We start from the raw sequence: 21,633 nt of genomic DNA on the forward strand, positions 1-21,633 counted from the left end.
TCGTCCGTTCATACCGGGCAAAGTCGGTGCAAATTAAAAGTGCAGACGCCCCAGATAATTAAGCTTTCTTTGTCTGCAATTACGATTGGGGAGTAACTCGTGTTTTCGGGGCAGAGCAGAACGACGTCGCCGGCAATCACCAGACGCTTGCACACAAACTCCCCCTCATGAATGGCAACCACGATTGAACGGTTGACCGCCTTCTTGGACCTATCGACCACAATCACGTCGTTAGGCCAGATGCCGGCATCAATCATCGAGTCGCCTCCACTGCGCACCAGGTAGGTCGCAGGCGGGTTGGCGACAGCAATGTCATCCAGTGACGACATCTCCTCGATGAGGTCCTCGGCAGGACTAGGGAACCCGCAACTGAGCTTCGATGTGAAGACGGGTAGCAGCCCGGAGGCAGGCTCCACGCGGATGCGGCCGATGACTGAAATGGAATTCATTGGTTAGCCTGTATAGATGTACAGTAAATGAATTCATGATACACGCAGTCCATCAAGCGACAAGGATCTCGCGCCGGAAGGCAGTAGCAAAAAAAATGGACAGGGGTGTGCCCGCACCGCGGGCCCGGCGAAGCCGGAAAAAATGGACAGGGGAGGGCGTGGCCACCGCAAATGGAACAGACTGAAGAAAAATGGTCAGGGAGCTGGCAGTGAGAGAAAAAAAGACTCCCCCGCGGCACCGTCCGCCTCGTACGATGTGCGCCTATTCAGACCGCTTGATTCCCAGCAGCGCAAAATTCAATAAGGACACTGGATGACCCCTGCCGATATCGTCCGTTACTGGCGCTCAGTCGAACTGCTTCAGCCGCAGGCTGCCCCCAAGCTCAAGAAGCGGGAAATGCCGCATCAGTCGTACATTCACGACGTTTCCGTGGCCAACCCGGTGATGCCCTGGGACAAAACGAGCAAAGTCCTAAAAGAACCACTGCCGAAAGGCAAAGTGTGGAGCCACCTCCTTTTCGGGCATTGCTACGACTTCAAATACGCCGTGAAGGCATTGGAGGACGTGTTTGGCGCCGATCAGGGGTACGCGGAACCCCAAAGTCAGCTCGTCGCCCTGTACGCGCTCAAGTTAACGCACACCGGCGCCATGGTGGCCGACAGCCTGGTGCTGTCCTCTGCCGCTTGGCTGCTGGCAAGAGTGCGCGCAGGGGAGGATTGGGCGCGCAGTTTCGACGAGACCCAGGACAAGGTACGAGCCGTCGCGACAGAGCATCTTGCAGGGGTGGTGACCGCGGACAAAATTGTCCGCCTCACCAATTGGATCGTCACATACTTCGGCCTGCGCGATTTTTTCGCGGAGCAGCAGTGCTTCCATCGCTTTCGCTCCAAACCGATCAAGCCTACACAGGTCGAAAACGACGACGACCCGTTGAACAGTTTCATTCTGGACGACCTGGCCAAAGTTGCGGACAGCCTGGAGCGCAGCAACAGCAGTGCACCGCTGAATGCCTACCTCACAGCCCACACAGGGATTGGCCGAATAGACGTCGGCGATGATCGCTTTTCACGGGTCTTATTGGACGAGCTGGCACCGGCTCGCTACCCGAGTGGTTGCTGGCCGACAGAAGCCGACCAAGGGCTGGTCCATTCCCAGCAACTGGCGGTTAACCATATCGCTGGCTCACTCAGCACCAGTAAAGGACAGCGTGCGGTCAATGGTCCGCCGGGTACGGGTAAAACCACGTTGCTGAGGGACATCATTGCCTCAGTCGTTACCGGTCGGGCTGATGTATTGGCCTCGCTGCCGCGAGCTGCGGATGCATTTGAGGGCAAGGGACTGCGCGCCGAGGAGGCGAGGGTCGGGGGCAAGCCTCAATTCTGCTTCAGCTTGAATGATCGCCTGCTGGGTCATGAAATTGTCGTGGCCTCATCAAACAACGGCGCGGTTGAGAATGTCACGCTGGAGCTACCCCAACGAGACAAGATCGACGAACGTTGGCTGTCCGACCTCGATCACTTCGCCGACCTGGGCGAGTGGCTGACCGGCAAACCCGCCTGGGGGCTGTTCTCTGCTGCCCTGGGCAGCAAGACCAACCGAAAGACATTTGTCACCCGGTTTTACTATGGCGATGGAAAGCCACTAGGGAAGACTGGCCCCGACGCGGTCGACCTTGATGAGGAGCTGGATGAGCCGGACGACGCTCCGGAAAAGGCAGAGAAAGTTGACGGTGAGCAGGCGGACGGTGCTCGGAAAGCAGCTGGCCCCGATGAGGAGCGAAAACCGAAAGGCTTCCGCGAATGGCTCGATGAGCAAGAGGTCGCCGTTGAGAAGCTTACGGTTAGCCGGCAGTCCATCTGGCAAGCGGCCGTGAAGCGTTACACCGACGCTAAGGCCCAGGCCGAGGCGGTGGGGGCTGAGGCCGCACTGGCGACTCAGTTGTTGGATGCCATGCTGCAGGCGCGAGAGCAGGTCCGGATCAAGCAGGAACAACTTGCTCTGTCCGTTGCGGGCCGCAAACGCCTCAAGTCTGAGGTCGACGACGTCATCAAGGAAGGCACCACCGCACAGGGTACGGTTCGAACACAGGTGACTCAAATACAGCGTCATAACAAGACCAAGCCCGGTTTTTTGGCCAACCTGTTCAGCTTGTGGGGTCGCTACCGACAATGGAAGCAGGAGTTGGATCTGCTGCAGAAAGTTCTTGATGCGGATGAGCGGGCATCGACGCTTGTTGATGTGAAGGTGAAGCGGCTCCAGGATGACTTGGCTGAATTCGACAAGTTGCTGGTCGTGAGCGAGGTCAGGTTGCTGCAGTTACAACACGCGGCGAAAGCGCGTGAAGCGCAGGTGACCACGCTGGCCGAAAAGTACAAAGCAGCACATTTTCTGGCTTGGCTGCGAACTGGCAGCATCGGCCGGGGGCCAGACATTGAGTTGGCCGAACCATGGATTGTACCGGGATGGCGCCGGGCGCGTGCGCGCGTGTTCATTGAAGCACTACGTCTGCATAAGACCTTTTTCGAGCTCGAACCAAAACGGGTCCGCGCCAACCTGAACTTTGTCACCAGCATGCTGCAGGGAACCCGATACGGCGGCGTGTCTCAAAACGCCATCCGGTCCGCTTGGGCAACGCTGTTTATGGTCGTACCGGTACTAAGCAGCACATTCGCGTCCTTTGCCCGTACGTTTAGCACGCTGGGTGCTGGCGAGATTGGCTGGCTTCTGGTGGATGAAGCAGGGCAAGCGACACCTCAGGCTGCAGTGGGTGCCCTATGGCGTTCGCGCCGGTCGGTGATGGTCGGTGATCCACTGCAACTCAAGCCAATTCTGTCCGTTTCTGACGCTGCGCTTGAACACATGCGTCAGCCATTCAAGGTTGACCCGCGTTGGATCCCCAGTGGGCAATCAGCGCAGTCGGTGGCTGACCAGGGCAATGCGGTCGGCAGGATGCTCGGCCCGGCCGGTATGAAAAGCTGGGTCGGATTACCGTTGGTGGTTCACCGGCGCTGCGACCGCCCCATGTTCGAGCTGGCCAACCGGATCGCCTATGACGGCGCCATGGTGTACGGGACCAGTACGCCATCCCCGGAGAAGGAAACCACCGCCACGCTGCCGACAGGCTGGATCGACGTGCGTGGGCCCTCGAGCGGCAACTGGGTCGAGGCGGAGGGGCTGGCATTGAAGGCGTTGCTGGCCAAGCTGGCGCTGGAGGGCGTGGAAGCTAAGGACATATCAGTGATTACCCCCTTCCAGGACGTGCGTAACCAGTTGCGGGCGATGCTGCGTCAACCCATGGTCTTTGGCACCATCCACACCATGCAGGGAAAAGAATCTTCTGTGGTCGTGCTCGTGTTGGGCGGTAATTCGGATTCGCCCGGTGCGCGTGAGTGGGCCGTGTCCGAACCGAACCTGGTGAACGTGGCGGCTACCCGAGCCAAGCGTCGGCTGTACGTCATCGGTGACCGGGCAGATTGGTCGAAGCGGCCGATTTTCTGCAAGGTGATGGATCTGTTGCCTGCGCTGACACTGCTGGATGCGTCCGTCGAGCGCCAAGTCTTCGCGACGGAGTAGCTCTCGCTGGAAGCTTTGGCGCGTCAGTTCGTTTGGGAAGAAGTGCAGGGAGAGGCAGGACGTGGGAAGGGGGGCAGGATGTCCCCTTCCAGTATCATAGAGGTCGAAAGCCTGGCTCGCCGCTTCGCGGCGCGTCCGACTCAAGAAGGCGTTATTTGAGCCTTGTGGGCGAGGTTATGCTTTGCGAGGAGATTGATCACATATTTCGAGTCTAGGAAGTTTATTTTCCTTGCGTCTGATCGCCCCCTGAGAATCATCCCCACGTAATAGAACCGGTCGTCAAATTTGGCGAACACCGGCCCACCACTCATTAAATTCAGGTCGTGATCGACCTCTTCGATATCCATGACGTGGACGCCATCAACCAATATCCCGGCCGCAACACCTGTGACGATGAGCGCTATATCATTGACCTTGAAATTTTCCCAGTCATATCGGTCGTCAAGGTCCGGGTATCCGGCAGCATAAAGCTGCTGCCCTGGCGAAAGATCCGATGCAGGCTTACTCCACAACTCAAGATTCCATGCCCAAAAGCCGTCGTCTGACTCTGGGTAGCCCTTGATGTGCCAGGCATAGATGTCATCGAGCTCATCTCTGTCCGGTGGTAGATCACGGCTGGGAGATATGCCTCCGTACATGTCCAATGGAACAGGACTCTCTGGCAGCAACAGGCGAAATTCTTTCCTGTTAGCGCCAAGATTTTCGATGACGTGCAGAGCGGTCACAGCAAAATCGACACCGCCCCAACGCATGACAAAAAGCGAGCCTCCACCCCACTGTGCATTGTCATATGACGATGGCCCAGGTTTGGTCTGAAAGATCACTGGTCGTGTTCCGGTGAGAATTGTGGTCCGCAACAGGAGGTCTTGCTTCTTTTTTACTGCCGATGCAAAGAGAACAGAATTCTCAACGTAGCTCGCGCGGCTCAGCCCCAAAGCCACATGGTCATATTTTTCGTAAAGCTCGTGCAGTTCTTCCACGCAATCTTGCAGCAGATAGAACGCACGGGTGAAATACTCATGAGCCAAGGCGGGGTTGGTGTGTTTGACGGCCAGTCCTAGAAGGAGCTCGTGACTCTGAAGTTCTGTTGCATGAGCATTGTTCAGCCAAAAGCGGGCATGATCTTCTTGGCCCTTGCCCTCATAGAACGCAGCCAAGTCAAAGGCCGCTTGGCGGTCGCCGTTCTTCCATTCAATGATCTTGGTCCCGATGAAATCACCATCCGGGTCCGGTGCTTGTACGTCTTGGTAAATTGGGGGCATGGAATATTCTTAGCTACTGCGTGAGTTTGTGGCCGGGTACCGCGAAGCCCGCACTGGGCGGGCTGGTGATCGGTGTTATTTTCCCTGTTGCTCGGGAATTTCCTTCGGGCCTGTCATGGTCGGATCCCCGGTTGCGTTTGAAAGCCAATCTCGACCTCAACGCTGCTACCACTGATCAAAGCCACATCGCACCTGCTTGACACCGACACGCTTACCTCAGAGACATCGCTCATGAGCTGGATCATATAGCTGAAAACGGCCTGTGCCGCCTGTTCGTAAGGAAGCGAGCCAAGAGACGTTCTAACCACCTCTTGCAAGCTCGACTGCACTGCTTGAGCTTCCATAGAGCTAAGACCGCCGGGAAGGCATAACACCCCGTACTCACCCAGCACGACAAGACTGTCTGCACTGACTGACTGGTGATAAAACCTGACCCGTGTGACAGCCTTGCCTTGCTCCGTTGCTGGGTAGGTGAACACCCACGATGTTTCTCTTAGGTCCTTATCCAGTCGAGAGCTGCCGCTGTACCGCTCTGAGTAATCCTTACGAACTTGTAGAATCGACTCCAGAACCTCACCCGAGTCATTGAAGTTTTTTCCACCGAATTTTGATTTCACTTCATCGAGCATTTCAACAATGCCAGCGCCTGTGATCACCCCCACGCCGGTTTCCACGATTTTTTCAACGTCGTCATTTAGCACGGCCCTTGAGCCGTCTGCATTGATCCGAACAGCCCGCTTGTCAGCGGCAAGAATGACATGCTCGCCGAGGTGAGCTACGAGAATGCAGGTCATGGAGTCAATCCTCGATGGTGGGGAACCCTGTGGCTGCACGCCACTTAGCGACTATTGTGTGTTGCGCCTCGATGAGCTGACCCATCATCTTTTCCGTTTGCTTGGGCTGCTTACCTGGGGGTATCAAAATGGAATGGACTCATCCCAGAAGGGATCTTCAGCCTTCTGAACAGAGGTCTTGGTCTTGATTCTCGCTTCTACCGCCTTGATGAAACGGATGGATGAGGCAACGTGATTGAAGATCAGCAGGCTCTCGTCGTAGTTCAGAATTGGATTGTCATGTGCGAGGCTCTTGTTATTGCGCACATCGTTGAAGGCCTCCAGAACCGAGATACTGGATCGTAATATGCGCTCTGTCATCGCCGACTCAAGGTGGCCACTCCCGCGTAGCGCCTTCACATATTCACCGAACACACTGTGTAACGGTTTGTCCCGGCTGACCGTTATGCCATGCGGCTCACAGGTGACCCGGATGAACTTGTTTACGAATGTGTGCAGGCGATCTAAAGCGCCCTCCGGCTCGTTTTTCTCGATGGCTTCGCGCACATGCTGGGCCACCACTTCGAAATCGCGCTCGTCGGCAATCGCCGTCAGTGCCTCCAGATCAGCGACAGGCTGATTACTCAAGAGGCGCTGGGCAATCTTACGGCAGTCATCCTCAAGCGATGAGTTACTGTTTTTCAGTAGTTTGAATTGGAGCCCGTAGGCAATCAGCCCTTCGAGGACTTTACCAACGGTGTGGTTCTGCCCAATGTCCCAGAAGGTACGCATCCGCTTGGCCTTCGAATCACCACCGACTCGGAACTGTGCAGAGTCAATATCGACACGGAAGTCGAGGAAGAACTCTGCGTAGGTGCGATCTGAGAAGTTCAGGACATACCCTTCACCCATACCCAGAAGCATTTCGAGTTTGCGCCGCTCTAGGGCAGTGATCTCAGCCATATCTTTGTCTCAACTTCGCGGACGCGAACACCGCGCCCTGGTACTGCGAAAGGCCCTTTCGGACCGGTAGGTGCAGCGATTTTTCAAGAATCAGTCTCGTAAAGCTATTCGGTATTCCCTAGGTCATCGGCGGGCTCATTGGTGCGGGGGCGACTCAACCAACCCGTACCTAATCTTGAGGGGCGTGCAAGTTTAGCGCGCCCGTGGTGCCTTCGTAGAACTACAAGCCTAGCCGCTAGACGACCTGCGGGGATGGCGAGCGATGGCCTATGATGTGATTTTGTATCGGAGGTACGGCAATGTGTAGTCGATACGAAGCACCTTCGTCAGAAAGGCTCCTGGCCGGGTTCGGCACTTCACCGGATCAGCCTTTCAAAACAGCCCTGTGGCCTGGGTACATGGGACCCTTTCTGCGTGCTCGGGGAGAGGAAGGGGCGGAGGAGGGGGACAGTCCGGTGGAGGCGCTGGTCGGTATGTTCGGTCTGCTACCGTTTTGGGCGAAGGACACCAAGCTCGCGCGCAGCACATACAATTGCCGGAGTGAAACGGCCGCGTCCAAACCGTCATTTCGATCGGCCTGGGCCAAGGCCCAGCATTGCATTATCCCGTGCACTGCTTTCTACGAGCCGGACTGGCGTTCTGGCAAGGCTGTGCCAACCCGCATCACCCGTGCGGATGGTGGCCTGATTGGCATTGCCGGCCTATGGGAACGCTGGGTTGATCCTGCGGGCGGAGAGGTGGTGCACAGCTACAGCATGCTCACGATAAACGCCTCTCAACACGAGTTAATGCGCAATTTTCACAAACCCAATGACGAAAAGCGCATGGTGGTTATCTTGCCGAATGGCGTACATCAGGATTGGTTGCGGGCGCCGGCGGAGGAGAGCATGGAGTTTATGCGGCCGTATCCCGCTGACCGGCTCATCGCCGAGGCGGAGCCGGTCCAGGGTAAGGCCTAGTCGGCACGGCAGCGATTTAAGCGCGGCCCGCTCGGATCGGAGTCGCATTCGTGGAACTCCATCGGGGTGAAGTGGCACATGGGCACCGGCCCAACGTCGAGGCTACACATCAGGTCGTTGTAGTCGTTCATCACCTGAAAGTAACGAGCTTCGTCCTCGGTGGTAATGGGCTGAACGATCAAGGCCATGGCTGATTTCCCTATCGTCCGAAGTATTCACGCAGGTGATCACCATCAAGTTCGTGCGGCTCACCTTGGTCATCGATCACCCGAACAAAGGCCGGCCTGGCGATTGGGTGCATGGACTCCACGCGGTAGTTCTGACCCTGGGTGAACGCTTGCTCACCGCTATCGTCCATCAGAAGATTCTTGATGCACCTGAGTCTGGTGCCTGTCGAACAGTCCCACACGCGCTTGTCGGCGGCAGAGACCTCGGCCAGCGCCTCGTTAATTTCGGACTGTGTGAATTCATGTTCGCTCATGATTGTCACCTGCTCGTTCCTGTGGCCGAAAGTGCCCCTATTTTACTGACCTTCCCCGGGCTGGAGGGCGGGGTTTGGGGTATGCCTAGGTGGCAAACCCTCGATTACAACATTTGCTCTGTCATGTTCTCTTCAGCCATCGCTATCGGTTTTGAACAACTCGTTTTGCCATGACGGGTAGGTTTTAAATATTGCTGCCACGACTGTTTCTTCATCGGCGCCGGTTGCAAGGCCATGGCGAACCATATCGTCTAACCAGAACAGGAACACGTCGCGCTCAACCTTGCATTTGCCATGATGCTGCTCGATAGCGTCGGCAAGCTGATTGAGAAATTTGAGGGCTTCAATCTCTTCGCTCATAACATTCCCCCTTCAACACTAGATGGTGTGTTCGATCAGTTGGCCAGTGCAGCCACGTTTCCCTCAGCATTTTGGCGGGCTGGCTTTCGCCCATTCGTTCGCCGTTGCAGATAGCGGAGAACACCGAGGGTCATATGAGCATCGGCCAGGTCGCGGTGGGCGCCATCCTCCAGTACGCCGCAATCGCGGGCGGCCTCAATCAGCTTGATCCAACGCCACTGCCAGCCCTGACGCCCTTCCACCCACTCGCCGTTCCATGAGGCGTACAGCAGCATAGCGCAGGCGGTAGTCAGAATCGGCGCGGTCAGGCCGTGAATCTGGTGGGTCTGCTGCAGCAGTCTCACGTCGAAAGCGGCGTTGTACGCAACGACTGTGCAACCAGCAACGACGGCTGCGTACTGTTCGGCCACCTCGGGCCAGCTCGGCACGGTGGCCACCATCTCGTCAGTGATGCGATGAATAGCGGTCGCCTCGGCCGGGATCGGTTGAGTAGGTCGCACCAGCGTATCGAGGATCGGAGTACCGTTCGCGTCGATAATCGTGATTTCACATACCTCGGCGTCATCCCCTACGCCTGTTGTTTCCGTGTCCAACAACAAGCAGTCGCCCCCGATAAGTTCCAGGGCGCGGGCGACTATAGCTTGACGGCGAAGTTGCGTCGGACCTGGTTGCCGGATCCATGGCACGCAGTCTGCTGGGTCATAGACGTTGTAGGCGCTCCTCCCCTGCCAAACAGTGCCCGCAGGTTGGGCGCTCGGACCCGGCATTAGGCATTCGGCTCTCAGGTGGGTCCGGCATCGCCATCCTTTGGCTGCTGCCTCCGCGGGGGTCATGTGGAGTCTCTGGTTAGGCATCGATCATATCCCGGTCAAGGCCAGAATTCGCGGTGGGGGGAGATGCGTCAGGTGAGGCGCCTCACGAAACGTGTTTCAGCGCTCAACTCCAAATGCTTGAGCTGAAAGTACATCTCCACGTCATCATTCACGCGCATGATCGGCTTTGAACTGCAAAGCAAATTCCATGGCTTTGGGCCCAGCTCAGTCAGAAAATCTGCGGCGGCCTCTGATAGCGCAGCATCATTGATCGACTGATTGAAGAAGACTGGTGTGAACTTCATGGTCGCGTCAAATTCGTCCGCAATCTCATACCCAAGCTTGACGCGTTCGCATCGGCGGATCCTTGATTCGAACTGTTCAGGCTTAATCTGGCAGGCGATGCTTACGGGGGTTGGATGGTAGTTGCCGTCATCGTTTCCTTCACCCACCGACAAGCCTACATAACCAATAGGTTCCCAACCCAGGGTGAGTTTCTCGAGCACGGCTGCGTATGACTCGAACGACTCGCGGTCACTGTTAAACACGCTGTTGCGGGGGCTCACATCCTTGTAGACGTTAAGCTCACTCTCGACCTCAAATGTGCCAAAAGCAGGCTTCACATTCAGTTTCCATTCAAGCGAGCTGAAAGATGTGAATGTGTTCTGTAGCAGGAGGTGCTTGGTCATCGGATTGGATGGATCAGCACCATCAGAGAGCATAACAAAGGCTCCGGTCTGGACGCCGTCCTTCAGAATTTCGCCTGTCTTGGGATTGCGGGCGCTGATCTTGGCATAGCCACGATCGACTAGCGTGACGGACTCCTGGGGGGGGCGCTTAAATTTCCCAAAGTGTGTGGACCAGTCAGCAATCACGTCTCTCCACACCTGGTCTTCAATCTTCAGTCTGTGGTTTGCGCAAACCATTACCTCCCGAATAACACGACTGAGCGTATGGACGCTTGAGAGCGCGATTGACGCGGTCGGAAAGGGGAGCTCGGCCGTTGAATGAGCGATTTCTGTTCGGATGTAGGCCGCTTTGACTGCCTCAATGATCTTCTCCTTATCCAGATCAGGCAGGTGTTTGCGCACAATACTGTCGAGTCGCTTCATGCCTATGGAGTGGGCCATAAAGCTGACGGTCGGATTTTGCAGCGCCAGGCTCTGCGCGAAGACTCGGACCTGCTTCATCTCCAGCAGAAGTTCAGCAGGATATTCAAACTGAAAGGTATCGACTTTCAGCGCGTCATCGGGACAGAGCCAAATGCCGTTCGATTCTGCTCTGATCTCCTTGTCAGTAAGGCCAACTGGTGGTCTTGGCCCCCCGGGAGAAGCTGCGTAGATGTGCGCAGCGACTGCTATTCCTTTCACTCCAACGGTACCGTCGCCTTTGATTTCGGGACCGATGGTGGGTTTCCCGCAATCATAGAAAGAACACATGTGGCCCGCGTTGCCTGCAAGGATTTTGCGCGTGGACTTTAAAAAATTGACACGTCGTGACTTGGACATCCGGCAATAACTCTGAGTGGGGTAAAAAAAACGATGAAATCGTCGCCGCCGAGGTTTGGTTCACTGGACCAAATTGAGGTCCAGCCGGAGGGTAATCGCGACTAGGCGAACAGGTGCGCCAGACCAGCAGCCATAAAGCTCAGACCTACGAGGAGTGCAGCTCTGAAGCGCGTCTGGTAAGGACGATAGTGGGCGCTTTCAATCTTCGAAAACTCGGCTTCACCGATGCCAGAATCGCTTCTCGCGTGTATAGCGATCTGGAGGTTGCGCTTTGATTTTTCTGGGTCCAGCCTCGCCTCGGCATAGCGCGAATAGTTCCAGTACGAAACCCCAAGTGCTGTTGCACACAGTGTCCATAGCACTGACTGGATGAACAATACGGATGTCACGTTGCTCTACCTCCTTGACCACAAATCCTATCTGTCTTCAGCGGACCGCAATGCCGCCTTGATGGTGTCGCGCCGGGTTGTCGCGCGCCTCGATTTTTCGGCCTTTTCGATCACGCTGTGCAACGCAGCTTTGGCCGCAATCAAATGAGAAGCGTCACCCGATGTACCCTCAAGCATCGCACTCAGATAGCCGGTAACGTCACGCAATCCTTCCAGTTCCTGGGCAGTAACGTAGGCACTCGATCCCTTCATAGCGGTTACCCTACTGTGGGAGGGGGCTCATACACCCCGAAACGTTGATACTGTGAGATGGCCCTGCCGGCGGAGTGTGCACCGCCCCATGCCTCCATCGGCCCAACGTTTGACGGTCGGGCCTGGGGGTGAACCTGGGCGGCGTCAGACCTTCACTGGGGATGTCAGAATGCTCGGATCGAGCACGATCAGGATTGGATAAGTCACCCCGTCCTGCCGTTCGTTGCCGGCAACAGCCTGGTAGCCAGCAGCAATTGCAGCATCGACGATGTCTTCGATGCAGTCCCGCGTGATCCGCTGAAGTAGATTCCAGGCATGCTGGCCTTCAGCGGTTTCACGATGAAATAGAGCGAGACGAGCCATCTGTTCCATCTGCAGATCACCGGGTCTTGTTGCATACTTCATGATCTCGCCCGTCCTCCAGCCGTTTACCCAGTATTCCAGGTATTCAGCTTGGATATTGCCCTTGCCCGGACGGCGGCTTACAACGAGCCGACGCAGACTCTCCGACTCCTCAGGAGAACACGTCACTCCCGGGGCGGAGATATCAAGCACACGAGCCCCAGGTCTGACAGTTGCCTGATACACGTTTGGACTAGCCGTCGACTCTCCAGCGCTGCCCAAAGCGCTGCCCAAAGCAAACACACGACTCGTAGTGAAAAATATGCCTTTGTGGAGTGGTGCACTTCCCTTGAGGGCGCCACGTCCACTTAACGTCCATTGAGCGATGGTAGAGGGTGTCCCATGAAACCAGTCTGTGAAGATGTTCACTGCTCTTTCCTTATCCTAAAAGCTCCGGTGAGCCGAAGTGACCTTGTAAAATTCCTCGACCGGCTTGAACTCAATATGTCGAAGCCCGCGACATGGGCGGGCAGGTGGGGCTGCCTGATTTTCCCCGTCAGTTGCTGGCTTTGTCCGGGGCAAAAAATGCTGGCAGGGTCACACTGGCTTCGCGCAGTTGAGCATCAGCGGCCAGAAGCAACTGGCAGGCCGGGCAATCATCATCCCGAACAAGCGCGCCTTCAACAATGTCCGGGCAGGAACCATAATTGACATGTGCAATCTGCCCCGTGGCTACTGCGAACAGCCCCGCCACAGCCTCGAGAGATATTGGTGCCTGTTGAGTCATGGTTTTTCCTTTAGCTGGGGAGCTTCCCAGTGAGCTTCTGGTACTTACCTGCCAACTCGTTTACCTCTAGACGCAAATCATCGCGTTGGCCGGGGTATTCTTCTTTTGCTACGCCGTAATCGATCCGGTGGATTCGATCTTTAACGCCGATCCAGGCGCCGTGGAGGCGATCAGCGTCGCTGTATTCGTGCTGCTCCTTCATGCTGTTTTCCCTGCTCGATCCTGGGTGCGGGAATCGCGCCTCTCTCTACGTCCACGGCCCCAGTTTTCGGCCGGGGCCTGGGGTGCATCTGAGCGACGTGTTAGGGCGTTTTCCTCGAACCTCACGCCAGTTTCAGGTGAGGTGTGCTTGCGTCGGCAATCTGTACCTGTTTTGGATATCAATGCTGAGTGTTGGTCTGCTGAGCGCGCTTTTCTAAAAACTTTACGGACTCAAGCCGAGGGTCATCCAGCAGCTCAAGAGCACGAACGGCATCTGCCTCGAAATCAAATGTGAATTTCCAAGGTGGTGTCGGTACCACGTCGTAGCTCCAGCCTGAGAGTATCTGCCAACTAAAGGTGGAATCACCTCGCTTGTAATCCACTCTCTCTTTAACAAGCCGCTGCCCAAGTTCGGCTAGCGTCTCTCTTTCGTCTTCATCAGCAACCCAAAACTGTATTCTCATAATTATTTCCTGCTTGATTATTGACGGGTTCATGGCGAATTCGATCAGCTTCGTGACCGTAAGTGCCGGCGGCAAAGCCCCTGGGAAACTCCTCATTATTACGCCGATATTATCATTTTCGGGCTGAGTGCAAGCCTTCGATGCACACCACACCTACAACGAATACACTTGCGATCGTGGCCACTTAGGGAGCGTTGCATTGAACCTGTTCGATCTGTTGAAACTGTGGGAGCCGACGTTTTCGCCGGAACAGACCAAGGTCCACCTGGCCAGGTACAACGGCGAGGATCATCCGCTCGACGTGTTCATACAGGGCGGCTTCGACGTATGGCAGAGTCGGCAAAGCAATCGCAATTTTAAGCTGCCCTACGTGGTTTCGCTGATTCAGGCGGGCAGTCCAACCCGCTGGTTGTTTGCGGGTCTGTTTCGGACAATGGATTGTGTCGAAAGAGACGGCCCGAAGCCTGACTACATCTACACCCTGGAGCGTGTGCCGGCGGCCGAGGAGTGGGTAGGGCGGCTGTATCTGAGCAGCAGCTACACCAAACGTAACTCCTACCCGTATGGTCAAACGCTGGCAGGGGACTTGGCAGTGAATGAACTGCTGGCCGAACGCCTCAGCATTGGCCATTTTCCTGGCTTCAAAAAGGTCAACCTGACCAAAAGCCAACTCGATGTGGTGGTCCAGCAGAACGTTGATTCCTGGCGCTCAGCCCTTTCGAGTGTCAAGGGCATCTACCTGATCACCGATACCCATACCGGGAAGCTATACGTGGGCAAGGCCGACGGGGAGACCGGTATTTGGGGGCGCTGGTGTACATATTCGACGACCAGCCATGGCCACAACGTGGCGCTCAAGCGGGAGTTTGGAATTGATGCTCCGCCCGAACGCGAAAAGGATCTTCGATTCTCATTGCTGGAGATCGCAGACCTGCACGCGATGCCGGGGGAAATTGATGCGCGCGAGAGCCATTGGAAGGAAATCCTGCTGACCAGGTCGCACGGATACAACCTCAATTAAGCATTATCAGTGCATTGGCAACGGGGTGGCGAAGCCCCCCCTCATTGTCCATTTAGAACACTGAACGGGTGCTCGATCCCCGTCAAAAATCCCAACACCCTATTACCCCATGCCATAAGCGGCTTGAGTCGCTTTCGAGCCCGAGGGAGACCCCTTGCATTTTGAAGAGTGGTGAGACACTAGGAACGAATGCAATGAGCCCCGGCGCTCTGCCAATCCCCATGCAGCACACATCAGATTTGGGGACCTGGTAAAGAGCGCGATGTTTTCAATGGCGGTGAGCGTGAGGTAGGGCAGAGGCCCTGCCTCTCGCGAACAGGGCATTGCATTCACCACCGATTCCCGAAGCATTGTTTGAACCCCGAGTAACGCTGATGAGTGCAATCGACAACCAAGAAATCATCAAAACTGGACGTACCCCAAATTTGACCGGTAGCACCCTTGCCCTGTTTCTAACCTTCGACGGTCACTGGTATCGCGTCCGCACCCGACTCGAAACGTTCGGCAGATTCAAACGCCGTGAACGCCCGCAACAGCTCTTTCTGAGTTGCGAGGTGGTTGCGTGAGCCGCCATCACTGCCAAGTGGTTCTATTGGCAGGTAAAGCCATTGACAGTAGCGGCTGGCCTACTTCCCAAAGCACGGTATGCGAGAAGTGCCAAGGCTGCGAAAGCTATTCGGCAAACATGGGTCTGGCCTCCGGTAGCGTTGAACTGATGGCAATGGACGCTGGACAAAGGCTTGCCTTGGTCTGGAGCTGCCCTGGCTGCGGTGTTTCAGTCAGCGAATCGACGACGCCGTTGGCTTCGATCGAAGCGTCCCTGCTCGTTGAGAAGGACCCGCTCTGCTGGCGATGCCGAAACTGATCTTTGGCCGGCTCGCCGAGTCACTATGCTATTGGATGCCCCGAATCATTCGCCGATGACTCCATCCGTGCAAACACTTTTTGCCTGAGCCCCGGGCGCACCTCTACTATCCTGATCTGCGCCTCGATGCGCACTCGACCAGACAAAGTAAACAGGACGCCAGAAAGATGACCACTCAGCGTTTCGCAAAGTCACAGATGGACACCTTCTATCCTCAAGCACCTGCAGAGTTGCAAACGGAGTGCATCGTCGAGATGTCGCCCCAGCAGCTGATCGTCAAATACATGAACGACGGCGAGCTCGTTGAGTACATCGGAGAAATGGAGGGAGAGGGGCATTACCTCATCAGGGGTAAAGGGTTCGAGGCGAGCGGCACACTGCACCTGGCGGATGGTCGCCGACTGGAAGGCAGTTGGAAGGAGGGCCAACAGTATGGGATGTGGCGCATCTTCCTGGAGACAGAGGATTAATCGACTGATCGGCGCTGCTCAAACGAGAGCGCCCTCGGCGAGACGATGAATCCGCAGCGGTCGCGCGCGGGCCGATACCGGCGGCGCCGGCTGCACATACATCTGACTGTTGTGCCAGACTACTGGATTCGTTGTTTATGCGGTCCGGAAAGTACTCAGGAAGAGCCAATGCGAGATGGACTGATCACCCAGCCTGATGCAGGCGCAGCTCCCGCGGCATTGACGGCCTACCGAAAAACCATCGACCGCCTGCCCGGCGATGTCGTCTCTCTTAAGGTCACGCACCCCGCCATCACTGAAACTGGCCGCCCGCTGCTGCCAGTTGCCCGGGTGCGGCTGATTTCCGAGGTCCGCTGAATGCCGCAATTCGTCCAAAATGGCCCCTACATTCCCGAGCGTTTGCTGCAGGCACACGAGGAAGGGCGCGTGGTGTTCTTCTGTGGGGCAGGCATCTCCTACCCTGCACGCCTGCCAGGGTTCCGCGGCCTTGTGGAGGAGCTGTATCGACGCCTTGAACCCAATGCGAGCGGGGTGCAGAAACTGGCAATCAAGTCCAAGCAATACGACACCGCCGTCGGACTGCTGGAGGCAGTAGTAGGGCGTGAGAGAGTTCGGCGGACTATGGCGAGCATTCTCACGCCAGACCTGAGCTCGCCCAAGGCAACCGCAACCCACAAGGCCTTGTTGAACCTTGGCAGGACTCGTGATGGGCGCACTCGGTTGATCACTACCAACTTCGACCGTTTGTTTGAAGAGGCGAAGCCGGCGGCGTCATTTCCGGTCCATGTCTTTCAAGCCCCCCTGTTACCCGTGCCAAAAAATCGGTGGGACGGGTTGGTGTATCTTCATGGCCTACTGAGCGAAGCACCCACAGCAAGTGAACTGGATCACCTGGTGATTTCCAGCGGTGATTTCGGCCTGGCGTACCTCACTGAGCGATGGGCTGCGGGATTCGTCAGTGAGATGTTCCGCAATTACACCGTCTGTTTTGTGGGTTATAGCATCACCGACCCCGTTCTTCGTTACATGATGGATGCTCTCGCTGCCGACCGCCTGCTCGGTGAATCGTCCCCGGAGATGTTCGCGTTTGGCAGTTACTCTCAAGGTGGGGAGGAAGATCGCGCCAACGAGTGGGAGGCCAAGAACGTCACGCCGATACTCTACAAGGAACACCGCCGTCATGCGTACCTGCACAAGACCCTGCAGTCATGGGCGGAAACCTACCGCGACGGCGTGCGCGGCAAGGAGCGCATCGTCGTTGAAAGCGCGATTGCTCGCCCTCTGGCAAGTACCAAGGAGGACGATTTCGTGGGCCGCCTGCTTTGGGCGTTGAGTGACCGACACGGCCTGCCTGCCAAGCGTTTTGCCGATCTGGAGCCGGTGCCTTCGCTGGATTGGCTAACGCCGTTGAGTGAGGCTCGCTTCGGCCATATCGACCTGGCCCGGTATGGCGTTCCTCCGAACCCCCGCCTGGATAAAAAGCTTTCCTTCAGCTTGATGCATAGGCCCTTGCCTTACCCCCTGGCCCCCTTCATGAGCGTGGTAGAAAGTGACGGCGTCAGTGGTCAGTGGGATGCCGTGATGGGGCATTTGGCGCGGTGGCTGACTCGCCACCTGGATGATCCTGCATTGTTGCTTTGGCTCATCAATTGGGGAGGCCGTTTGCACGTCAATTTTGCCTCAGGGATCGAGCACAGCTTAGAACAGCTGGCCACACTCGAGCGCGAAGGTAAAACCGACGAACTGGCCCGAATGCGAGCCGGTGCTCCCAATGCGGTACCCGGGCCTCTGATGCGTACGCTATGGCGGCTGCTGCTCGGTGGCCGCGTCAAAGTCGGTCCCCGGGCACTCGATCTATACCGTTGGCGAAATCGATTCAATCGTGATGGGCTTACATCGTCCCTGCGTCTGGAGTTCAGGGAACTACTGTCGCCACGTGTTTCGTTGCGTGCGCCGTACGGCTCCTCCGACGAGTTTGAAGGCCAAGAGCAACAACGACTCAGGGATTTGGTTGGATGGGAGATCGTCCTGTTGGCGGATGACGTCCATTCCAACCTGAAGGATCTTTCCAGTATCGAGCGCTGGCAAGGAGCACTGCCCGGCCTTCTCTCCGATTTCACGGGCCTGTTGCGGGACGCGCTTGACCTGATGAGGGAACTGGGGGGCGCTGATGACAGGCGTGACAACTCGTACACGCAGCAGCCATCGATCGATGTGCACCCACAGAACAACGACTACAACGACTGGACAGCGCTCATCGAGCTGACGCGGGATGCCTGGCTGGCCACGGCTGCGGTTTCGCCAGTGCGCGCAGCCCTCGAGGCGGAGCTCTGGTGGACCATCCAATATCCTCTTTTCAAGCGCCTGGCTTTTTTTGCTGCAACGAAAGGGGATGTCATAGGCAGTCGCCGTGCCCTTGACTGGCTGTTAGCGGATGACCACTGGTGGCTTTGGTCGTTGGAGACTGAGCGTGAATCCACACGCTTGCTCGTTGCCCTGGCGGAGAAGTGCGATCCTGAGATGGTCCTGGAGCTTGAACGCGCCATTCTTGCCGGCCCGTCTCTCACGATGTTTGATGACGGTGCCGATCCCGACCGGCTGGCTCGTGTTCTGGATAGGGAGGTATGGCAGCGGTTGGCTAAGGTCGCCGGCGCCGGCGCAACGTTGAGCGCGGTTGCGCAGGAGCGCCTGGATGCGCTCAGCCGGAAGTACCCGGAGTGGGAGTTGACGCAAGATCAAAGCGATGAGTTTCCTTACTGGAGCGGAAGCGGCGATGACTGGCGAAAATTCACTGCCACACCACGCGCACGCGATGAACTGATCCAATGGTTGAAGCAGCATCCAGACGCCGATTACTTCCAGCAGGATGACTGGAGGGAGCGTTGCCGCGACAACTTTGCAACTACGGCCTGCGCCCTGTGGGCCCTAGCGCAAGAGAATTTTTGGCCGGCAGGCCGCTGGCGCGAGGCGCTGCAGGCATGGTCTGAGGGCAAGCACGTCTCACGCGCCTGGCGTTATATGGCACCCGTATTGGCTGGGGCACCGGATGAGGCCATGGAGCCACTAACTCACGGTGTGAGCTCCTGGCTGAGAACCATCGCTAAAACCTTTGTTGGGCACGAGGAGGAATTCTTCACGCTCGGTCATCGCGTCCTGGAACTGCACAGCCGCGACGGCAGTGAGACGGACGATCCCGTTGGACGAGCCATCAATCATCCCGTGGGTCAAGTCGCTGAGGCGCTGCTCCAATGGTGGTACCGGAATTCTCTGGAGGACGGGCAGGGGTTGCCTGTCGAGCTTAAACCCACCTTTACGGAGCTCTGCGATGGCAGGATTGAAAAATATCGGCATGGGCGTGTCTTGCTTGCGGCCCATGTTATTGCATTGTTCCGGGTTGACCGTGACTGGGCCACGGAACACTTGCTGCCTCACTTTGAATGGCAGATCTCAGAGGATGAAGCTCGCGCGGCTTGGGAGGGTTTTTTGTGGTCGCCCCGCTTATACCGCCCTCTGATGGAGGTGCTGAAGCGCTCGTTTCTGGATTCCGCTCGTCACTATGAAGCATTGGGCAAACATCGTGTGCAATACGCCTCACTTTTGACTTATGCCGCACTGGATCCGGGCGACACGTTCACGTACTCCGAGCTTGCTGGCGCTGTCCGCGCACTTCCTCCAGAAGGATTGCGGTACGTCGCAAATGCGTTGGTTAATGCTCTGGAAGGAGCGGGCGATCAACGTACGGACTACTGGGCGAACCGGGTAGCCCCCTTTATCAATAACCTCTGGCCAAAAGGCCAGGACGTTATGACGCCGGTGATTGCCGACGCAATGTCCCGATTGTGTGTTGCGGCGGGCGAAGCATTTCCTGAGGCTTTGGAGATGCTTCGTGCGTGGCTACAGCCATTGGGTCATCCAGACACCGCGGTGCGTATGCTCCACAAAGCGGACCTTTGCAGGATTTTCCCTGAACAGGCCCTTGATTTTCTGAGCCGGGTGGTAGGTGAGCAAGCCCAGTGGCCGCCCAGCGATCTTTCCACGTGTCTGGCAGCTATCCGGAACGCTGCACCAGAGCTAGAGGGGGATAATCGCTATGAACAGTTGCTGATATTCCTACGCATGCGTGGGCAGGGATGAGGCGAAGGGAGATGCCAGCCAGGCAGCACAGCTGGATTGGAGATCCGGCCAAGTGAGCTGGGTTGCGCTAACAGCACAAAGGAGAACGGCATGGGGTGGTTTGACGCATTAAAGAATCTGCTGTCTGGAAATGGCGCGGGTGACGTACGCCCGGGTTCTCAGATCAGGGCAAACGTTTCGACATCTGCTCCTGCCTCTGCGGCAGTCGCTGCCGCTGAGCCAAAGCGAGTGGATGCCGAAACTAACTCACCCGTTAAGGACAACCACATCTTTCGGCTGGGCGACTACGTTGGTATCCATTCAAGTTCTCCGAACGGTCGTTGGGTGCTGTCCTGGTCGGACTCTGTCCCGGCCATGGGAATTGGTGGTCATCGAGAGAGTGGCAACGGATCCTATCTGCTGTATGACGCTGAGGCCGGGCAGGTCGTTGTCCGTGGAGAAATGCCCCGCCCAAATGGTGGGCATGTTGCCGACAGTGGACATTTCAGCCTTGAGGATTGGCACTTCGGGTCTGCGCTTTCTGGCACGTTCAGTGTATTCGAGCCTAACGGCCAGATCCTGTTCGCCAAGGATGTGACGGCAAACGTCATGAACAGTGAGATCTCAAAAAATGGGCTGTTTGCTCTGTTCCAGACTGCAAATAGCCCAACCGAGGACGGGCGCAAGCTGTTCCTCATCGACGTCAGTAAAAGGGCGATTCGCTACTCCATTGATCCGCTTGCCGGATGGCCTGAGCGGTATTCGATTGATGAAGATACCGCGCAGGTAACTGCCCATCTCAAAGACCTCGGCTCGTTTCGATACGACAGCGAAGGAGCCTTTATCGATGCAGCGAAGCTTGCGCAAGCCAAGCTCAGCTCACCCCGTTACGAGTTTGCAATTCCGGCTGCCGAGGCGTTGCTAAAGTCGCCAGATTTGACTGCAGAGATGGCTCGCCAGGTGCTAGACACCGTTAAGCTGGCCCGTGAACGCGGTGCCGATCAGATTGATTCCTGGAACGCCAAGTCCTTAAAGTTGCAGGGGCTGGCGTATGAGGCGCTGGGCGAGTTACATAAGGCGGTCAAAGCGTTCGATGAGGCATTGGCTCTTGACCCAAAGATTGGGGTGAAGAGAAAAAGGGACGCATTGTTCAAGAAGCTCCGGTGAGCCCCTCCCATTCTCCCAGGGGCGCAGGAGCACATCGAACCATTAATTCGGTGTGTCCTTCTTGATCAGACCTACGAGGCTCGCGGCGGCGATCGCCTGACCAGCGTCCCGATCTATGGCATGCAACTCTTCTGCGGCGCTTTCACCCAGCCCGCTATTTGCGAGGGTGGCCAGCATTGTCAGGCCATTGAGCATCCAGAAAGACGACGAGATCTTGGAAGTGCGATCCGGCCCCTCTGGCAGCAACAGCGCACAGCGCAGGTTCTGCAGTTCGTGGCGGGCTTGCTCAACGATGGTCGTTTCTAAAAGGGTCATACGTGACTGTCCGAGATGTGTGAGAGCAAGAGGGCGTCCTTTTAAGTTCTCCATCCCAGACTCGGCCGAGGCTTTGGATCTAAAACTCAGTAGTGTTGGAACATCC

General features: G+C 56.7%; 24 protein-coding genes. 8 read left to right on the forward strand and 16 right to left on the reverse strand.

Annotation, left to right across the window (positions count from 1 at the left end; all coding sequences use genetic code 11):
- Window positions 1–8: 8 nt before the first annotated feature.
- A complete protein-coding gene (locus AC1Q6D_RS24120; RefSeq protein ID WP_050682269.1) occupies window positions 9–449 on the reverse strand; it encodes a LexA family protein in 441 nt (146 codons plus the stop codon).
- 313 nt (window positions 450–762) lie between these two features.
- Here AC1Q6D_RS24120 and AC1Q6D_RS24125 point away from each other — a divergent pair, with 313 nt between their 5' ends.
- Window positions 763–4,023, forward strand: a complete 3,261-nt coding sequence (locus AC1Q6D_RS24125; protein ID WP_103403820.1) for a DEAD/DEAH box helicase — start codon at window positions 763–765, stop codon at window positions 4,021–4,023.
- A gap of 140 nt (window positions 4,024–4,163) precedes the next feature.
- On the opposite strand, the gene AC1Q6D_RS24130 is transcribed toward AC1Q6D_RS24125, so the two are convergent.
- The 3 genes from AC1Q6D_RS24130 to AC1Q6D_RS24140 all read right to left on the reverse strand — a co-directional run bounded on the left by AC1Q6D_RS24130 (window position 4,164) and on the right by AC1Q6D_RS24140 (window position 7,021).
- Window positions 4,164–5,285: a S1 family serine peptidase gene (locus AC1Q6D_RS24130; protein WP_103403819.1), complete on the reverse strand. Its 1,122-nt coding sequence runs from the start codon at window positions 5,283–5,285 to the stop codon at window positions 4,164–4,166.
- A 113-nt stretch (window positions 5,286–5,398) separates the two neighbouring features.
- Window positions 5,399–6,079: a hypothetical protein gene (locus tag AC1Q6D_RS24135; protein ID WP_103403818.1), complete on the reverse strand. Its 681-nt coding sequence runs from the start codon at window positions 6,077–6,079 to the stop codon at window positions 5,399–5,401.
- A gap of 123 nt (window positions 6,080–6,202) precedes the next feature.
- The gene (locus AC1Q6D_RS24140; RefSeq protein WP_103403817.1) at window positions 6,203–7,021 is read right to left on the reverse strand and encodes an abortive infection family protein; all 819 of its coding nucleotides are present in this window, start codon (window positions 7,019–7,021) and stop codon (window positions 6,203–6,205) included.
- Window positions 7,022–7,320: 299 nt separating this feature from the next.
- On the opposite strand from AC1Q6D_RS24140, the gene AC1Q6D_RS24145 reads away from it, so the two are divergent.
- A complete protein-coding gene (locus AC1Q6D_RS24145) occupies window positions 7,321–7,980 on the forward strand; it encodes an SOS response-associated peptidase (protein WP_103403816.1) in 660 nt (219 codons plus the stop codon).
- On the opposite strand, the gene AC1Q6D_RS24150 is transcribed toward AC1Q6D_RS24145, so the two are convergent.
- From AC1Q6D_RS24150 to AC1Q6D_RS24200, 11 genes are all read right to left on the reverse strand, one after another.
- Window positions 7,977–8,168 carry a hypothetical protein gene (locus AC1Q6D_RS24150; RefSeq protein WP_103403815.1) on the reverse strand — a complete coding sequence of 64 codons (192 nt, stop codon included), beginning with the start codon at window positions 8,166–8,168 and terminating at the stop codon, window positions 7,977–7,979. The genes AC1Q6D_RS24145 and AC1Q6D_RS24150 overlap by 4 nt on opposite strands.
- A gap of 11 nt (window positions 8,169–8,179) precedes the next feature.
- Window positions 8,180–8,461, reverse strand: a complete 282-nt coding sequence (locus AC1Q6D_RS24155; RefSeq protein ID WP_103403814.1) for a hypothetical protein — start codon at window positions 8,459–8,461, stop codon at window positions 8,180–8,182.
- A 132-nt stretch (window positions 8,462–8,593) separates the two neighbouring features.
- On the reverse strand, window positions 8,594–8,821 hold the full coding sequence (locus AC1Q6D_RS24160) for a hypothetical protein (protein ID WP_103403813.1): 228 nt from the start codon (window positions 8,819–8,821) through the stop codon (window positions 8,594–8,596).
- A gap of 35 nt (window positions 8,822–8,856) precedes the next feature.
- A complete protein-coding gene (locus tag AC1Q6D_RS24165; RefSeq protein ID WP_256590186.1) occupies window positions 8,857–9,420 on the reverse strand; it encodes a 3'-5' exonuclease in 564 nt (187 codons plus the stop codon).
- 302 nt (window positions 9,421–9,722) lie between these two features.
- Window positions 9,723–11,141, reverse strand: a complete 1,419-nt coding sequence (locus AC1Q6D_RS24170; RefSeq protein WP_146041478.1) for a hypothetical protein — start codon at window positions 11,139–11,141, stop codon at window positions 9,723–9,725.
- Window positions 11,142–11,242: 101 nt separating this feature from the next.
- On the reverse strand, window positions 11,243–11,530 hold the full coding sequence (locus AC1Q6D_RS24175; protein WP_103403810.1) for a hypothetical protein: 288 nt from the start codon (window positions 11,528–11,530) through the stop codon (window positions 11,243–11,245).
- A 27-nt stretch (window positions 11,531–11,557) separates the two neighbouring features.
- Window positions 11,558–11,782 (reverse strand): hypothetical protein, encoded by a 225-nt coding sequence (locus AC1Q6D_RS24180; protein WP_146041477.1) that lies wholly within the window; start codon window positions 11,780–11,782, stop codon window positions 11,558–11,560.
- Between the two features lie 144 nt (window positions 11,783–11,926).
- Window positions 11,927–12,337, reverse strand: a complete 411-nt coding sequence (locus AC1Q6D_RS24185; protein WP_146041476.1) for a hypothetical protein — start codon at window positions 12,335–12,337, stop codon at window positions 11,927–11,929.
- A 343-nt stretch (window positions 12,338–12,680) separates the two neighbouring features.
- Window positions 12,681–12,911, reverse strand: coding sequence for a hypothetical protein (locus tag AC1Q6D_RS24190; RefSeq protein WP_103403808.1), 231 nt, complete (start codon window positions 12,909–12,911; stop codon window positions 12,681–12,683).
- A gap of 10 nt (window positions 12,912–12,921) precedes the next feature.
- A complete protein-coding gene (locus AC1Q6D_RS24195) occupies window positions 12,922–13,113 on the reverse strand; it encodes a hypothetical protein (RefSeq protein WP_103403807.1) in 192 nt (63 codons plus the stop codon).
- Window positions 13,114–13,291: 178 nt separating this feature from the next.
- Entirely contained in the window at window positions 13,292–13,609 is a 318-nt protein-coding gene (locus tag AC1Q6D_RS24200) for a hypothetical protein (protein ID WP_146041475.1), read from the reverse strand.
- A gap of 166 nt (window positions 13,610–13,775) precedes the next feature.
- Between AC1Q6D_RS24200 and AC1Q6D_RS24205 the strand changes: the two genes are divergently transcribed.
- From AC1Q6D_RS24205 to AC1Q6D_RS24230, 6 genes are all read left to right on the forward strand, one after another.
- Window positions 13,776–14,597: a GIY-YIG nuclease family protein gene (locus AC1Q6D_RS24205; RefSeq protein ID WP_219738956.1), complete on the forward strand. Its 822-nt coding sequence runs from the start codon at window positions 13,776–13,778 to the stop codon at window positions 14,595–14,597.
- Window positions 14,598–14,971: 374 nt separating this feature from the next.
- Complete coding sequence (locus AC1Q6D_RS24210) at window positions 14,972–15,163, forward strand: hypothetical protein (protein ID WP_103403804.1); 192 nt, start codon at window positions 14,972–14,974, stop codon at window positions 15,161–15,163.
- Between the two features lie 466 nt (window positions 15,164–15,629).
- Complete coding sequence (locus tag AC1Q6D_RS24215; protein WP_050683038.1) at window positions 15,630–15,932, forward strand: hypothetical protein; 303 nt, start codon at window positions 15,630–15,632, stop codon at window positions 15,930–15,932.
- Between the two features lie 168 nt (window positions 15,933–16,100).
- Complete coding sequence (locus tag AC1Q6D_RS24220) at window positions 16,101–16,289, forward strand: hypothetical protein (RefSeq protein WP_050683037.1); 189 nt, start codon at window positions 16,101–16,103, stop codon at window positions 16,287–16,289.
- A complete protein-coding gene (gene dsr1 / locus AC1Q6D_RS24225) occupies window positions 16,290–20,066 on the forward strand; it encodes an anti-phage defense-associated sirtuin Dsr1 (RefSeq protein WP_103403803.1) in 3,777 nt (1,258 codons plus the stop codon). It abuts the gene before it with no gap.
- 90 nt (window positions 20,067–20,156) lie between these two features.
- Window positions 20,157–21,212, forward strand: a complete 1,056-nt coding sequence (locus tag AC1Q6D_RS24230) for a tetratricopeptide repeat protein (protein WP_103403802.1) — start codon at window positions 20,157–20,159, stop codon at window positions 21,210–21,212.
- Between the two features lie 42 nt (window positions 21,213–21,254).
- Here AC1Q6D_RS24230 and AC1Q6D_RS24235 read toward each other — a convergent pair whose 3' ends face one another.
- A complete protein-coding gene (locus AC1Q6D_RS24235; protein ID WP_050683034.1) occupies window positions 21,255–21,527 on the reverse strand; it encodes a hypothetical protein in 273 nt (90 codons plus the stop codon).
- Window positions 21,528–21,633: the final 106 nt, after the last annotated feature.

It is taken from the genome of Pseudomonas sp. MT92 (assembly GCF_058792515.1).

Coding starts and splice junctions, on each gene's coding strand:
- AC1Q6D_RS24230 (WP_103403802.1), top strand. CDS start 20,157: ATGGGGTGGTTTGACGCATTAAAGAATCTGCTGTCTGGAAATGGCGCG.
- AC1Q6D_RS24120 (WP_050682269.1), bottom strand. CDS start 449: ATGAATTCCATTTCAGTCATCGGCCGCATCCGCGTGGAGCCTGCCTCC.
- AC1Q6D_RS24200 (WP_146041475.1), bottom strand. CDS start 13,609: ATGAACCCGTCAATAATCAAGCAGGAAATAATTATGAGAATACAGTTT.
- AC1Q6D_RS24190 (WP_103403808.1), bottom strand. CDS start 12,911: ATGACTCAACAGGCACCAATATCTCTCGAGGCTGTGGCGGGGCTGTTC.
- AC1Q6D_RS24220 (WP_050683037.1), top strand. CDS start 16,101: ATGCGAGATGGACTGATCACCCAGCCTGATGCAGGCGCAGCTCCCGCG.
- AC1Q6D_RS24125 (WP_103403820.1), top strand. CDS start 763: ATGACCCCTGCCGATATCGTCCGTTACTGGCGCTCAGTCGAACTGCTT.
- AC1Q6D_RS24150 (WP_103403815.1), bottom strand. CDS start 8,168: ATGGCCTTGATCGTTCAGCCCATTACCACCGAGGACGAAGCTCGTTAC.
- AC1Q6D_RS24145 (WP_103403816.1), top strand. CDS start 7,321: ATGTGTAGTCGATACGAAGCACCTTCGTCAGAAAGGCTCCTGGCCGGG.
- AC1Q6D_RS24235 (WP_050683034.1), bottom strand. CDS start 21,527: ATGACCCTTTTAGAAACGACCATCGTTGAGCAAGCCCGCCACGAACTG.
- AC1Q6D_RS24170 (WP_146041478.1), bottom strand. CDS start 11,141: ATGTCCAAGTCACGACGTGTCAATTTTTTAAAGTCCACGCGCAAAATC.
- AC1Q6D_RS24195 (WP_103403807.1), bottom strand. CDS start 13,113: ATGAAGGAGCAGCACGAATACAGCGACGCTGATCGCCTCCACGGCGCC.
- AC1Q6D_RS24160 (WP_103403813.1), bottom strand. CDS start 8,821: ATGAGCGAAGAGATTGAAGCCCTCAAATTTCTCAATCAGCTTGCCGAC.
- AC1Q6D_RS24215 (WP_050683038.1), top strand. CDS start 15,630: ATGACCACTCAGCGTTTCGCAAAGTCACAGATGGACACCTTCTATCCT.
- AC1Q6D_RS24130 (WP_103403819.1), bottom strand. CDS start 5,285: ATGCCCCCAATTTACCAAGACGTACAAGCACCGGACCCGGATGGTGAT.
- AC1Q6D_RS24210 (WP_103403804.1), top strand. CDS start 14,972: ATGAGTGCAATCGACAACCAAGAAATCATCAAAACTGGACGTACCCCA.
- AC1Q6D_RS24180 (WP_146041477.1), bottom strand. CDS start 11,782: ATGAAGGGATCGAGTGCCTACGTTACTGCCCAGGAACTGGAAGGATTG.
- dsr1 (WP_103403803.1), top strand. CDS start 16,290: ATGCCGCAATTCGTCCAAAATGGCCCCTACATTCCCGAGCGTTTGCTG.
- AC1Q6D_RS24135 (WP_103403818.1), bottom strand. CDS start 6,079: ATGACCTGCATTCTCGTAGCTCACCTCGGCGAGCATGTCATTCTTGCC.
- AC1Q6D_RS24140 (WP_103403817.1), bottom strand. CDS start 7,021: ATGGCTGAGATCACTGCCCTAGAGCGGCGCAAACTCGAAATGCTTCTG.
- AC1Q6D_RS24155 (WP_103403814.1), bottom strand. CDS start 8,461: ATGAGCGAACATGAATTCACACAGTCCGAAATTAACGAGGCGCTGGCC.